The organism is Limnothrix sp. FACHB-1083 (assembly GCF_014696485.1).
Classification (GTDB): Bacteria; Cyanobacteriota; Cyanobacteriia; order CACIAM-69d; family CACIAM-69d; genus CACIAM-69d.
On the sequence record NZ_JACJQD010000004.1, the window covers coordinates 147,034 to 161,042 of the forward strand.

General features: G+C 53.7%; 14 protein-coding genes and 1 CRISPR repeat array (1 of these 15 running past the window's edge). Of the genes, 10 read left to right on the forward strand and 4 right to left on the reverse strand.

Features of this window, described 5'->3' with window-relative positions; genetic code table 11:
• A CRISPR array of direct repeats spans positions 1 to 514; the repeat unit is 36 nt; unit sequence CTGATCAACGTGTTTTCCCCTTGGCGGGGGTTGCAC (it extends 804 nt beyond the left edge of the window).
• 31 nt (positions 515 to 545) lie between these two features.
• Positions 546 to 1,280 (reverse strand): TetR/AcrR family transcriptional regulator, encoded by a 735-nt coding sequence (locus tag H6F46_RS06915; protein ID WP_242027822.1) that lies wholly within the window; start codon positions 1,278 to 1,280, stop codon positions 546 to 548.
• 220 nt (positions 1,281 to 1,500) lie between these two features.
• Between H6F46_RS06915 and H6F46_RS06920 the strand changes: the two genes are divergently transcribed.
• Both H6F46_RS06920 and H6F46_RS06925 read left to right on the forward strand, forming a co-directional pair.
• A complete protein-coding gene (locus H6F46_RS06920; RefSeq protein WP_190354084.1) occupies positions 1,501 to 1,773 on the forward strand; it encodes a hypothetical protein in 273 nt (90 codons plus the stop codon).
• 42 nt (positions 1,774 to 1,815) lie between these two features.
• Positions 1,816 to 3,045 (forward strand): MFS transporter, encoded by a 1,230-nt coding sequence (locus H6F46_RS06925; protein ID WP_190354085.1) that lies wholly within the window; start codon positions 1,816 to 1,818, stop codon positions 3,043 to 3,045.
• Positions 3,046 to 3,215: 170 nt separating this feature from the next.
• Here the strand turns inward: H6F46_RS06925 and apcB are convergent, their stop codons facing one another.
• Positions 3,216 to 3,722, reverse strand: a complete 507-nt coding sequence (gene apcB, locus H6F46_RS06930; protein WP_190354222.1) for an allophycocyanin subunit beta — start codon at positions 3,720 to 3,722, stop codon at positions 3,216 to 3,218.
• 402 nt (positions 3,723 to 4,124) lie between these two features.
• Here apcB and glnA point away from each other — a divergent pair, with 402 nt between their 5' ends.
• Positions 4,125 to 5,546: a type I glutamate--ammonia ligase gene (gene glnA / locus H6F46_RS06935; protein WP_099531744.1), complete on the forward strand. Its 1,422-nt coding sequence runs from the start codon at positions 4,125 to 4,127 to the stop codon at positions 5,544 to 5,546.
• Between the two features lie 12 nt (positions 5,547 to 5,558).
• On the opposite strand, the gene H6F46_RS06940 is transcribed toward glnA, so the two are convergent.
• Positions 5,559 to 5,774 (reverse strand): hypothetical protein, encoded by a 216-nt coding sequence (locus H6F46_RS06940; protein ID WP_190354086.1) that lies wholly within the window; start codon positions 5,772 to 5,774, stop codon positions 5,559 to 5,561.
• A 6-nt stretch (positions 5,775 to 5,780) separates the two neighbouring features.
• Between H6F46_RS06940 and H6F46_RS06945 the strand changes: the two genes are divergently transcribed.
• On the forward strand, positions 5,781 to 7,244 hold the full coding sequence (locus H6F46_RS06945; RefSeq protein WP_190354087.1) for a type IIL restriction-modification enzyme MmeI: 1,464 nt from the start codon (positions 5,781 to 5,783) through the stop codon (positions 7,242 to 7,244).
• 189 nt (positions 7,245 to 7,433) lie between these two features.
• Here H6F46_RS06945 and H6F46_RS06950 read toward each other — a convergent pair whose 3' ends face one another.
• Positions 7,434 to 9,209: a glycosyltransferase family 61 protein gene (locus H6F46_RS06950; protein WP_190354088.1), complete on the reverse strand. Its 1,776-nt coding sequence runs from the start codon at positions 9,207 to 9,209 to the stop codon at positions 7,434 to 7,436.
• 335 nt (positions 9,210 to 9,544) lie between these two features.
• Here H6F46_RS06950 and H6F46_RS06955 point away from each other — a divergent pair, with 335 nt between their 5' ends.
• The 6 genes from H6F46_RS06955 to H6F46_RS06980 all read left to right on the forward strand — a co-directional run bounded on the left by H6F46_RS06955 (position 9,545) and on the right by H6F46_RS06980 (position 13,915).
• Positions 9,545 to 9,958: a XisH family protein gene (locus tag H6F46_RS06955; protein ID WP_099531749.1), complete on the forward strand. Its 414-nt coding sequence runs from the start codon at positions 9,545 to 9,547 to the stop codon at positions 9,956 to 9,958.
• Positions 9,946 to 10,314, forward strand: a complete 369-nt coding sequence (locus H6F46_RS06960; protein ID WP_099531750.1) for a XisI protein — start codon at positions 9,946 to 9,948, stop codon at positions 10,312 to 10,314. Before H6F46_RS06955 ends, H6F46_RS06960 begins: the two co-directional genes overlap by 13 nt.
• A gap of 34 nt (positions 10,315 to 10,348) precedes the next feature.
• On the forward strand, positions 10,349 to 10,996 hold the full coding sequence (locus H6F46_RS06965) for a type I restriction endonuclease subunit R (protein WP_190354089.1): 648 nt from the start codon (positions 10,349 to 10,351) through the stop codon (positions 10,994 to 10,996).
• A gap of 291 nt (positions 10,997 to 11,287) precedes the next feature.
• On the forward strand, positions 11,288 to 12,415 hold the full coding sequence (locus H6F46_RS06970) for a class I SAM-dependent methyltransferase (RefSeq protein ID WP_190354090.1): 1,128 nt from the start codon (positions 11,288 to 11,290) through the stop codon (positions 12,413 to 12,415).
• A 220-nt stretch (positions 12,416 to 12,635) separates the two neighbouring features.
• Positions 12,636 to 13,085, forward strand: coding sequence for a YbjN domain-containing protein (locus H6F46_RS06975; protein ID WP_190354091.1), 450 nt, complete (start codon positions 12,636 to 12,638; stop codon positions 13,083 to 13,085).
• A 74-nt stretch (positions 13,086 to 13,159) separates the two neighbouring features.
• Complete coding sequence (locus H6F46_RS06980) at positions 13,160 to 13,915, forward strand: biotin/lipoate A/B protein ligase family protein (protein WP_190354092.1); 756 nt, start codon at positions 13,160 to 13,162, stop codon at positions 13,913 to 13,915.
• Positions 13,916 to 14,009 lie beyond the last annotated feature (94 nt).

Here is a 14,009-nt window from a genome sequence, read left to right on the forward strand (position 1 = left end):
TTCCCCTTGGCGGGGGTTGCACATAGACGGAATAGGGTAGTCTTCACCATCCAGAAGACTGATCAACGTGTTTTCCCCTTGGCGGGGGTTGCACTGTCTCGCCTCTACGATTCCGAGGGCTACGTTGACTGATCAACATGTTTTCCCCTTGGCGGGGGTTGCACAAGTTGCCGAGCAAGGCCAAAAAGCAGGATTGGATCCTGATCAACGTGTTTTCCCCTTGGTGGGGGTTGCACCCGATGCGGCGGTCAATGTTGCCTCACGGGCAGTCTGATCAACGTGTTTTCCCCTTGGCGGGGGTTGCACGGTCTACAACCTTGCCCCAGGGCGTACAGTTTGCGCTCTGATCAACGTGTTTTCCCCTTGGCGGGGGTTGCACTCTCGACTCCAAAATCGCGACTGCCAATAGTGCCTCGCCTGATCAACGTGTTTTCCTCTTGGCGGGGGTTGCACTACAAGATAAATCGCAGCGAAATCGCTGATCAACGTGTTTTCCCCTTGGCGGGGGTTGCACTACAACAACAATGACAACAACTACCGATCGATCAGCTTTCAAGGATCTCGGAGTCTTCAAAATAATTAGATAAATAACTCAACATTAATTTCTTCGTTTCCTGCACTAAGCGGGTTTGTGCCAAGTCCGTCTGCCCGAAAGTAAACCATAGCAATGTGCCAATTCCCTTGACGATCACAAAGGCGATCGCCTCATAGGTTTCTGCCATTTGACCGGGATAGCGATCTTGAAAATAGTCAATGTAGCCCTGGATCAGGCGATCGTCATTTTCTGCATCAATTTCGGCCAGTTCTGGCAGTCCTTGCAAGGGCATGAGAATGGCTAAATAGCCCGGGTGGGTTTTCAGAAATTGATCGAAAGAATCAACAATCCGATCAACATAATCCTTGAGGGATAAATTTTTAGCCTCTGAGGCATGAAGTTGGAGAAATAGCGCATACATCTGATCGTTATAGCGCTCCGCCAAGGCTCCGACGATGGCGTTTTTGTCGGGAAAAAACTGATAGAGCGACCCGATCGGGACTTCTGCTTGGGCCGCGATCGCCTGGGTGGTGGTGGCGTTGTAGCCTTCGGCGATCAAAAGTTTTTCCGCCACATCCAAAATTCGATTCACGCGGGCTTGGCTGCGGGCCTGGCGTGGTTTCTTGCGGGCTGCTGGCTTGGGGGGAGCTTTGGTTCCGGGAGTCATCATGCGTTGAACTGGGGCCAATAGGGGGCTTGACAAAAAACGAGGATCGCTCATATCTTGAATATGAGCAAATTTCATATTTATCTTTCCACTTCAAGGTTCTTATGTCTAGTTCCCCGCGCTGAAGCCATTTTTGATTGGGCTTAATTAAGCCTAATTGGGTTTTCTGGAGCTTTTTCTCGGAATTTCATCGCTGAATACGACGTTTCACCGGCTTAATCGTATGTTCAACGTGGCGTTTTTATATCGAGCATTTGAAATAAAAAGTGCGCCCTCAGTCCTCAATCCCTTGAAACCGATGCTGCGGACGATTTCAAAACTCACGCTGACTCCAGCTTCTGTTCCTGCCGAATCGAAGCCTGCTAGCAACCGGCCTCGCTGGCCCTGGGTGCGTTTCTGGCGCTGGGGTCGCTTGCGACTTGCTCCTTGGATCGCGCTGCTGACGGCCGGGTGGAGCCGCGTGGCCGCCTGGGGAGATCAGGATCACCACGAGCGATCGCGCTGGTTGGTGGCCCTCAGTCGCATCAATTTTGTGGCGGTGTATGGATTGTTGAGTGAACTGCTGTGGTGAACGGTTTGAGTCGGTGATGGCAATCAGTGTGAGGTGCGTCCAATGTTGAATTTGAAACGGTTGCGATCGAGACCGGCCCGACAGTTTTTGTACCTGTGGGCGGGTCAGACTTTAATTTTCTGTGCCGCACAAATTTGGTTGGTAGCCCTGACTTGGTTGGTGTTGCAAGAAACCCAATCTGGTTGGGCGGCGGGGTCGGTGTTGATGGCGGCGGCGATTCCTCGGGGGCTGTTGATGTTATTGGGGGGAGCCATGAGCGATCGCCTGCCCACCAATCGGGTGGCGGCGCTGGCGGGGGCAATCGCATCCCTGGCAATTATGGGCGTGGTGGCGATGCTGCTGGCCGATCGCTTCTCCCTGGAAGGGATGATCGCCATTGCGGCCCTCTTTGGTTCCCTGGAAGCCTTTCTTTATCCTGCCGTTTTGGCCCTGTTGCCGAAACTGGTTCCCGCCGATCGCCTTTCTCAGGCCAATGCTTGGATGCAAGGCAGCGAACAGATCACGAATGTGGTTGGGCCGGCGGCGGCGGGCTTGGCGATCGGGGCTGTGGGGTTGACGGCCACTTTTACCCTCAATGCCTTGTTACTGTTGCTCGGCAGTCTTTGTATTTTTCTGGTGCAACCCAAGGCTCCCGGGCGATCGGCCCATTCTTCTCAGTCAACGCCGAAACAGGCCCTGGCCGCAGAAATTGGCGAAGGGTTGCGCTATGCCTGGCAGCGATCGGACATTCGGATCGGGTTGCTGCTGATTGCGGCCATTAACTTTGCCATCCTGGGGCCGATCGTGATTGGCGTGGCCCAACTGGTAACCGTGCGCTTACAGGGCAATGCCACTACTTTTGGATCGCTTCAGGCCGCCTATGGCGTGGGGGCCTTGCTGGGTGTGGTGATTGCGGGGCAACTCAACGTGATCGCCAACCTCAAAACGCCCCTGGCTTGGCTGGCGGGAGCCTTGGGATTGGGCTTAATTTCCCTGGGCTTTGTTCACAGCACCGCCCTCGCCGCGATCGCGATCGGGGGAATGGGGATCGGTGGCGGCATTGTGGGTGTTTTGGCCATGACTTGGCTGCAACAGCAAACCGCCTTCCACATGCAGGGGCGAATGATGAGCCTGATTATGTTTGCGGCGGTGGCCTTGGATCCCTTTTCGCAGGCGGCCTCGGGTGCGTTGTTGGAAATCAGCCTCACTGGATTGTTTGTGGCGGCGGGGATCGTCATGTTGTTGACGGCAATAGGCGCGGCGATCGGGCCGGAAACTTCCCGATCGGCCTAAAATCCCGAACCATCAATAACCGTTGATTAACCCCAACGCATATCCCAAAACCATTCGCCTAAAATCATTCGCCCAACATCCACAACCCTGCATCCAGCAAAAGCAATCGCCCGCAGAGGCCCCAACCTCCACGGGCGATGTCTTGCTAGACTTGCCCATCGGGCAAAATCCTAGATGTCCGACTCGCTCAGTTCGCGGGTCATGTAATCAAACGGTGCATCCACCACGCTGGCATCCACACCGGCCGCCGTCACCAGCGACTTCACAATATCCTTCATGATTTGAATGCCGCGCACCGTCGGAGCCGGAGGCACACCCAAAGAGTTGTAGGTTTCGCGCAGACCGTTCAGCACACGCTCATCCAACACATCCGCATCCGCCGCCACGATCGCGTAGCTGGCATAGCGCAGGTAGTAGTCCATATCCCGCAGACAAGCCGCATAGCGCCGAGTGGTGTAAGCATTGCCACCCGGACGAATCAGCTCGGGCACTTCCTCAAATAAAGCCAAGCCCGCTTGCTTGACAATATCTGCCGCATTGGCATTAATCACCGAGGCCGCCTTGATCCGAGTTTCACCCGACGCAAAGTAGGCCTTCAGGTCGTCCATTGCGTCGCGATCGAGGTAGCGACCCGTAATGTCATAGTTTCTGATTAAAGTCGTCACAGCATCGCGCATCATGAGCGATTCTCCCAACAGTCTTTATCGAAGAGAAATATTGACAGTAGCCTACATTAAGGAAGCTGCTTGTCTTAAACTCGTCCCGGGACTCGGCTGAAATCGCTACACATCAGACGGTGCAACGGATTTCTGCGGCGACGCTCGGGCCCTCTCAATCATCGCACACCGCAGCGCCTAGCCCAAAGTCTCAGCACTAAGTTTTGTATCTCCCCTCAGCAGAGAAATAGTAGTTTCTGATACAAAAACCGCCCTAGCCTCTCTTTAGGATGTGACGAATGTAGCGCTACCCCGAGTAAGCGTCATTTATAGGTTTTGCTCTAAGCGCAACCGTGACAGAGGGGCAGTGCCTCGCATCTATTCCAAAGAGCGACTAAACAAACAGGTTCAAGGAGTTCGTTCATGACGACTGCCCAAGATGTCTTGAAAATGATTCAAGACCAAAATATCGAGATGATCGACCTGAAGTTTGTCGATCTCTTCGGGATCTGGCAGCACTGCACCTTCCATCGCAGCCTTATCGACGAAGAAGCCTTCACCGAGGGCGTGGCCTTCGATGGTTCCAGTATTCGCGGTTGGAAGGGCATCCAAGCTTCCGACATGTCCATGGTGGCTGATCCCAACACCGCCTGGATGGATCCGTTCATGGAAGTGCCCACCCTGAGCATGGTCTGCTCGATCAAAGAACCCCGTACCGGCGAGTGGTACGATCGCGACCCCCGCTCGATCGCGGCTCGCGTGTTGGGCTACCTGCAAAGCACCGGCATCGGCGACACCGTATATTGCGGCCCTGAACCGGAATTCTTCATCTTCGACGATGTGCGCTACGGCCAAAACGAGCACGAATCCTACTACCACGTGGATTCGATCGAAGCCCAGTGGAACTCGGGTCGGATTGAAGCTGGTGGCAACCTGGGCAACAAAATTGGCTACAAGCGTGGCTACTTCCCCGTTGCTCCCAGCGACACCCTGCAAGACATCCGCACCGAAATGCTGCTGACCATGGGCAAGTGTGGCGTGCCCATTGAAAAGCATCACCACGAAGTGGCAACCGCCGGCCAGTGCGAGCTGGGCATGAAGTTCAGCGACCTGATCAGCGCCGCTGACAACGTACTGACCTACAAGTACGTGATCAAGAACGTGGCTAAGAAGTACGGCAAAACCGTCACCTTCATGCCCAAGCCGCTGTTTAACGACAACGGCTCCGGGATGCACACCCACATGTCGATTTGGAAGGACGGCCAGCCCCTGTTCTTCAGCCCCGATGGCTATGCCAACCTGAGCAAGATGGCATTGAACTTCATCGGTGGTTTGCTGAAGCACGCTCCCGCTGTGTTGGCCTTCACCAACCCCACCCTCAACTCCTACAAGCGCTTGGTGCCGGGCTTTGAAGCGCCGGTGAACTTGGCCTACTCGGCGGGCAACCGTTCGGCTTCGATCCGGATTCCGTTGACCGGCTCGAACCCCAAGGCCAAGCGTCTGGAATTCCGTTGCCCCGACGCAACCTCCAACCCCTACCTGGCGTTCTCGGCCATGCTGTTGGCGGGTCTCGACGGGATCAAGAACGAAATCGATCCGGGCGAACCGCTGGATGTGGACATCTACGACCTCAGCCCCGAAGAACTGAGCAAGGTTCCTTCGACCCCCGGTTCGCTGGAAGGCGCTCTGGAAGCGTTGGATCAAGATCGCGGCTTCTTGACCGCTTCGGGTGTGTTCACCGATGACTTCATCGACAACTGGATCACCTACAAGCTGGATGCGGAAGTGAACCCGATGCGCCTGCGTCCGCACCCCTACGAGTACCTGCTGTACTACGATGCCTAATTCCTGAATGGGTTAGGTGGCTGGGTTGCGCTGGGGCCGATCGCCCTGGCCAACCCAACCGGTAATCTCACAATCAAAGAGGCGATCGAGTCGTTTGCTCTGTTGGCAAGCCCGGCTCGATCGCTTCTCGTTTTTTGGGCGGGTCAAGGCTGCCCCGATCGCCCCACCCATCATCAACGCTTTAATGGGTATGGCTGCCCAGCCCTTGGCCCATCTGCTGATCTGCAATTCCTAATGCCGCCAGTGAACCGCGATCGACTTCAGGCGTTTGTCACCTTTTGCCAAACCTATATCCTGTCGCAACCCGCCGCGACGGAACGCAGTAATAGCGGGCCGTTCCTGGAGGCATTCTTTCAGGCGTTTGGGTATGCGGGAACCAAGCAGGCGGGAGCCACGATCGAGCAAGTGGTTGATCAGGGTAGCCGCAAGGGCCAGACGGGTTACGCCGATTTGTATTGGCCCGATGGTTCGCTGTTGATTGAACTGAAGCGGCGATCGGAGCGACATCTCGATCGCCACTACAACCAAGCCTGGGGCTATGCCCAACGCCTCACGCCCCAACCGCAATACATCATCCTTTGCAACTTCGAGCAGTTTTGGATTTACGACCTCACCCAATCGGTCAGCATTCCCGTTGAACGGTTAGCCCTCGATGAATTGCCGTTTCATCCCGAAGCCTTCCGCTTCATGGAACGGGGAGCCGCAAAACCCAAGTTTCGCGATGGGCAAATTGTGGAGGTGACGGCGACGGCGGCCCAACGGATGGGGCTGCTGTATCGATCGCTTTGTGACCGGCGCGATCGCCTGAAAAATCCCCCCTACACCGAAGCCGATGCCCATGAATTACTATCGAGCGTGCCGCCGCAACCGCAACGCTACGTGATTGATTTTCATCCCCAATCCCTAGAGACTGCAAAAACCTATCCAGCAATTTTTAAACAGATTAAGAATGAGGTCTTACCGACCCGGCAACAGGCCGCCCAAGCAGAAGCCGATCGCAATCAAGCGGTCTTGAAGAAAAACCCAAAAGCGAAAGTTAATCATCACCACCAGAATTTTTTAAATCGCTGGTGGCTCCTGTCTTACCCGCGTCCTGAAATGATTACAAAAATCAGCCAGGGGGATCGTTATATCGTCTGCGGGCGAGTGACGAAACGCCCTGTCTTTGCCCTCATTAGCTCTGCAATTCGGCCGAGTGATGCCTTACAGGTTTTTGCCCTTGATGATGATTATTCCTTTGGCATTTTGCAATCTTCGTTGCATTGGCAATGGTTCACCCGCCAATGTTCAACCTTAAAAGGCGATTTTCGCTACACCTCCAACACCGTTTTTGACACCTTTCCTTGGCCGCAAACGGTGACGATCGCCCAAATTACGGCCGTGGCAGAAGCCGCCCGCGCCCTGCGCCAATTGCGCGAAACCCTGATGGCCGAAGCCCAATGGAGCCTGTGCGATTTGTATAAAACCTTGGATCAACCGGGCGATACCCCGCTGCACCGGGCCCATGCCGCGCTCGATCGGGCCGTAGCTGCGGCCTACGGTTGGGACGATCGCACCGATCCCCTAGCCTTTCTGTTTCAGCTCAACCAAACTGTGGCAGCAGCCGAGCGATCGGGAGAACCGGTTTTGGGGCCTGGTTTGCCCCCTTGGGTGGGCGATCGTCAGCCTTTAATCAGCGCCGATTGCATCACTAGCTAGCCCGTTGGCATTCCAGAGTTGGTCATCCTAGGCTAGGGCAAAACGGGAGGCCCGAAACCACGATGGCGTGTTAGTAGAGGTGGAGACGGAGGAGAACGAGGCGCAACAAATTCCGAAATTCTGAGGAAACAGCAGGGGGAGTTGATGCAGTGTGCTTAGACTAATAGGGTGATTTTTGTAGGAATTAAGTCAACTCGGTGAAGAGCTAAATTCTGCCAAAATCGCCTTGATTTTTTCTAAATCTATTCTCAGGTCGTACCAAGCTGGTTCCTCTTGAAACAGTCCATCTGCGCGCTGAATGGCTTCCCCAATCACATAGCGATAATTTAAGTCCACAAACTCGCTGATCACTTTGTAGCAGACTGGTCGATAGGCAATCGATAGCAATTCAAGAACCCAGGTTCCAGGCGAGGCAAACACTAAATTAGTTAGCCCAGCCCCATGGGGCGCAACCACCACTTCCGCAGTGGCAAACATGGCTACTTGTTTCAACAATGGCAGTGTTTCCAGTTCAACAATCTCAAATCCTTCGGCTATAAGAAACTCCATCACTTCTGTCTCATTGAGCAACCGCCGGTAACTCGCTTTACTGCGTGTGATATAGATTTTTTTGGCTGACTTGTCAGCGCCCAAGGGATGAATAGACAAGCTGCTTGTTTCCCTAGCCAGATGGTTCTCTGTGGGTTGAGCGTCTGTGGCTTGTAATTCCACGCTGCCAGTGATCGCCGTCAATTCCTGCGGCTGTAAGGCGCGGCTCAAGAACGTATTTCGCAAAAAATTACAGGCATAGCGTGTGATGCCGTTCATATAGGACGGTACTAGGACAGACTCAAAACATAAGACTGCTTGGTTGCCTGTTTCTATTACTTTGCTAGCTTCGATGCCAAGCAAACTTAAGGATTCTTTGTGAAATGGGTGATTGATTTTGTCAAAAACAAAATAATCAATTTTATCAAGAGCATTCTTGTCCTGATAAAACTTTTCTTTGTATCTGCCAATCCTAGGCAAGATATCAAACATCCAGTGATAGTAATTTTCTCCGCATAAAGTAGACAGAATCAATGCTTTTCCTGGCTGAACTTCTGGCCAATCAGGTGCAAATTTTTCCCGTATCAGAGTTGATAGCTTGCCACTACAAGCTTCCACTAGAAACTTTTTCTCATGATTTAAAATTGCAACAGCTTGTGATTCAATCCAAACCATGGCTGCCTTAAGCTCAAAGCAATCACCTAATTGGGGGTTAAGTGTTAATGCTCCGTCATCTTGATTAGATGAATTTTGGGGCAATGCTGTTGACCAAACAAGGCTATCGTCACAGGAAATAATTTGACTAAAGCGATGCAAGAGCGAGGGAGTTAAGTCATGCTGAGAGCAGAAATCAAACCAATCTTGGCGCTGATGGTCAACACCCAGGCGTTTGATCGCCTGATAGGCTACATCCGAGCCAGGATTGATTGCTAGCAGATGCAAATAGCCTTCAATGGCCGCCTCCCATCGTCCTTGTTGTTCCAAGCACTGCGATCGAAGTTGCCATAAATCACCTGCCCCAGGAGAAACCTTCAAACCGCGATCGCAAGTGGCAACTGCGTCCTCTAGCTGTGCCAAATATTTATGCAGCCGAGCCAGGCACAGATAGCTGTGATGCCAATTAGGATCTAGTAAAATCGCCTGCTCATAGGCCCGTAAGGCAGCAGCAAAATGACTTTGAGTTAACAGCAAGGTTGCTAGATTGACATAGAGCGTGGCTTGCTCTGGAAAAACTTGAATGGCCTGCTGATAAACAGTGATTGCTTCCGGCACAGCTTCTTGTTCGGTGAGTATTTTGGCTAAGAAGTTGTAGCCATCTAACCATTCGGGACAGGCATCTAGTTTTTGGCAATAGTGAGAAACTATGGCAAATACCTGTTCTTGATCAGTCAAAGCTTTCGCTTGGGCAATTTTCTCGCCTAAACTACTGATTTTCATAACGCCATTCTACTGATTGGGTTGGACTGTATTGCTGAAGCTCATCAACATACGATACATCTATAGCCAGCTTTTGCTCATCGATCTCACTTTGGGTTGGCTATTTTCCACAGCTCTATCACGCTACCCCTGAACAACGCACCCAGTGGCGACCCATTGGCGACGGCGTTGGGATGCACTAGGGAGCAGCCGCGACATAGCAGCGGTGCGTAGGGCGAAAAACCCACCTCGGGAACCTGCGAACCGTTGCCCTACGCACCCTACGGCAGAATTGGGGATTAAGCTAAAATCCAACTCAGCTAGCAAGCCTAACGCGATCGCCCAAGACAATTTCTATGGCCAAAGATCTATTTCACCAAGCCGTTCGGAACGCATTAGAAAAAGAGAATTGGTTTATTACGGATGATCCCCTGAGTCTCAAGCTCGGCGGCGTTGATTTGTATATCGACTTGGGGGCAGAAAAGCTGCTGGCAGCAGAACGTGCCGGCCAGAAGATTGCTGTAGAAATTAAAACCTTTGGCGGACGATCCGAAATTGCTGAGTTTCATTTAGCACTCGGTCAATTTTTAAACTATCGATTAGCCTTACAAGTCGGCGATCCCGATCGGGAACTCTTCCTGGCTGTTCCCCAAGTTATTTATGAAAGCTTCTTTACGCTTGAATTTATTAAAATGTCGATTACGAATTACCAAATCAAACTGTTAGTTTATGAACCCGCAACGGAGACCATTGCCCTATGGAAAAACTAGCGACCTATCGGCAATACGTCAAAGAAGTGCTGAACGATTTTTGCGAATTTCGTCGCAACGCTTCCATTCGTCCCGAAGCCAGGGCGATCGCCGTTAACCCCATCTTTGATGAAGCCAACGATCGCTATGCCGTCGTCATTGATGGCTGGACAACCAAGCGACGCGACTATGGCCTGATCATGCACATCGACATCAAAAGCAGCAGCCCAGAGGATGCCAAAATTTGGGTTCAATACAACGGCACAGAAGTCGAAATCGTGCAACAACTGCTTGATCTCGGCGTACCCAAGGAAGATTTGGTGCTGGGCTACCATCACCCCAGCATCCGCTCCTTCACTGAATTTGCCCTAGGTTAGAGGTTGATGGATTGCTGCATTCTTGGAGGAAACCATGCCAGACACCCTCGCGATCGCCCAATCCTTCCTCAGCCTGCGCCAGGTCGAAACGCGCTTTCAGCTCAACCCCACCGTTGACCCCGCCTTCTTTGCCGAAGCAACCGCCGCCCAAACTGCCCAAATCACCCTCAGCCCAGCAGAACGCCAAACCCTCGATCGCATTCGTGCCAGCTATCGCTACAGCAGTGCCGAAGGAGATTTGACCGAAGCAACGGTGAACTTATTGTTGGTTTCGCCGTTGCTGTATCTCGCAGGATTTTGCGATCCGCCCTTTCGACTCCAAGCAGAAGCGAGCGTCGAAATTGTGGTGGACGATCGCAATGAACGCTACACCGGGCGAATTGATACGTTGGTGATTTGTCAAGAACTGTGGGTGGCGATCGTTGAGTCGAAACGCACCCGATTTGCCGCTTCAACGGGCATTCCCCAAGCCTTAGCCGATGCCTGTGCCAACCCCGATCGCGATCGCCCCCTGTTTGCGCTAGTCACCAATGGCGATAACTTTTTATTTTTGAAAATTCAAGGCAATCACTACGCGATTTCCAACGATTTTTCAATCTATTCCCAACCAGAGAATGGACTCTATGGCGTATTGCGATTACTAAAGTCCATTGCCTCGCAGGTCGAGGAGATTCGCGTCTAACCACCCTGCCAAAACCCAACAGTGCCACAACATCCAAATTGCGATCGATCGCCCTCAGCACCCTAAAGATCGGTTGTTTGGTTATATCGATGCTGGGAGAAAACCGCGCCAGCAGGCTGCTTCGCTGCCCGATCGCCCGATTGATCGTAAAGTTTTCGTTACAATAGACCCTCAAGACCGCCCCAATTGCCATCGGGGTTTGGTTTTCGCCGGGGACTTGCCCCTTAATAATCCAAGCGATCGACGCATTCCCGGTCTCGGGTCGATCGCCCTTCAAAATTTCCCATTGCCATGACTGCCACCACCGATCGCCGCCCACAGCAACCTTTTCCGCTGCCGAATCCTAATGACCTGCTGAAGCTGGCCTATCAGACGTTTCAGCAGGGCAAGGGGGCTTTTAGCTTGGCCCACAAGCAAATGAACACGCGGGTTTTGAATGCGATCAAACCCCTGCCCCAACGAAATCAAAGCCTGCCGCCGGAGGTATTTCAGTTGTTGCAGCGCCGGATGCAAACGCTGCTGGAAACCGATTGGCAGGATGTGGAGCGGGGGGTTTATGGGCCCGAGTTGGTGTTTGAAAATGCTTGGGATGAGTTCCTGAAGTTCTATCCGTTGGTGATTTGGGATGGGTTTCAAACTTGGATGCGCCTGTCGGAAAAGCGCTTTCAGGAGTTTTCGCCCTCGATCGACACCAATGGTTATCCGAAGTATTACCTACAAAATTTCCACTACCAAACCGATGGCTATCTGAGCGATTGGTCTGCGAATTTGTACGATTTGCAGGTGGAATTGCTGTTTAACGGGACGGCGGATGCGATGCGGCGGCGGGTGTTGGCCCCGATCGCCCAGGGGGCACGCGCTTTCCCAGAAGTGACGGGGCGCGATCTGCGGGTGCTGGATGTGGCTTGCGGGACGGGGCGCACCCTGCGATTCATTCGATCGATTCTGCCCAAGGCGGCGCTGTTTGGGCTGGATCTGTCGCCGGCCTATCTGCGCAAGGCGAATCAAATGTTGTCGCAACAGCCCGGTGAGCTGCCCCAACTCGCCCAGGGTCAAGGGGAAGTGCTGCCCTACGTGGATGATTATTTCCACATCACCACTAGCACGTTCCTGTTCCACGAGTTGCCCGGGCCAGTGCGCTCCCAGGTGATCCAAGAGCTGTTCCGGGTGACGAAGCCGGGGGGCACGGTGGTGCTGTGCGATTCAATTCAGGCGGCCGATGCGCCGGAACTGGAGCCGGTGTTAGCAGGGTTCCCGGCGGCGTTCCATGAACCGTTCTATCGCCACTACATCACGGATGATTTGGTGGCCTATTTGGACAAGGCCGGGTTTGAGCAGGTGGAAACCTCAACCCATTTCCTGAGCAAATATTGGGTGGCCCGGAAGCCGAGCGATCGCCCTGAAAATCCTGAAAATTAAGATCCCGAATATCCAGCAATAGATATTCAGCATCAGACGCTCAGCAATAGACGTTCAGCATTAGACATTCAGTATCAGTTGCATCGATCGAACGTTGCGACCACACTGGATGGGGTGGGCATGGGGCGATCGGGCGGCTGGCCTGTGGCCAGTTGCTCGGCTCCTGCGGGGCGAAATCCCCTCCAGCCCGCTAACCTGACTCAACACTTGACTTAGACCTATGACAACGGCGGCGGAAGAAGCTTTGTTGGACGTAGCAGAAGGGCCCACCAGCGCGATCGAGACGATCGAAACGGTGATCTCCAGCTTGGCCACAGAAAACAGCGCCATGGTTAATCGCAGTGGCGGATCGTCCCTTTGGCGGTTTCAATACGGCTCGGTGGAGGTCTATGTGCAACTGACGGGCGAAACTGACGATGACACTTTGACGGTGTGGTCATCGGTGTTGAATCTGCCGGTGAAGGATGAGGCCGGGTTGCTGAAAAAACTGATGGCGGCTAATTGGTTGAGCACCTTTGAGGCCCGCTATGCGATCGCGGAAAATTCTGTGGTGGTGACCACAACCCGCACGGTGGCGGAACTGTCGCCGGGGGAAATTTCCCGATCGATCACGCTGGTGGCTTCGATCGCCGATGACAATGACGAAGCACTGCAAGCGGAATTTGGTTAAAGCGGCTTTTGCTGGCGAGTTGCGGGGCCGCGATTGATATATCCACAAATTGAGGCTATTCACCAATTGAGGCCATGGGCGATCGCTGGCGACTGATCCCAACCTTGAACGAATCCGGCGCGGTGCAAATGGCGATCGATCGCTGGTTGTTTGAGCAGCATGTTCAAGCAGCGGGCCCGCCGGTTTTGCGGTTTTATACCTGGTCGGAACCCACCATTTCCCTGGGGTTCCATCAACGGCGTTACCCGGCCGCTTGGGAACAGTTGCAATGGGCCGATCGCCCAATTCCCCTGGTGCGGCGGCCCACGGGGGGCCGGGCCGTGCTCCATGGGGATGATCTCACCTATGCGGTCATTGGCTCCCAGTTCGGCAGCCGTCGGGATGCCTATTGCCGCATTTGTCGATTTTTGATTGCGGGTTGGCAGGCCCTGGGGGTGGAGTTGCGGTTTGGCGAAGGGCGATCGGTCGGTTTGCGTAACCAAGCCAACTGTTTTGCGCTGGCCACCGATGCGGATTTGGTGCTGGCTGATGGCGGCGAAAAGTTAATCGGCAGCGCTCAATATTTGCGAGGCGCGACGGTGCTGCAACATGGTTCGATCGCCCTGCATCCCAACCGATCGCTCCATGGCCAGATCTTTGGCACGGAGCCGCTGGAACCCCGGTTGCCGCCCCTGTCCCGATCGCACCTGGTGGCGACCCTGACCCAGGCAGCTCGGGATACGTTCTCGATCGAGCTGGAGGAACAGCCCTTGAGCGATCGGGAATGGGCGGCCATTCGGGCCCTGGCCCAGGAACAGGAGTTGCCCGATCGTTCCCGGGCCGATCGCTAATGCCGTGGTCAATTGCCGTAATCAATCGGTACGCTCAGACAATACGCTCAAACAATACGCTCAAACAGCATTAACAATTTCCCCAACCCAGCGC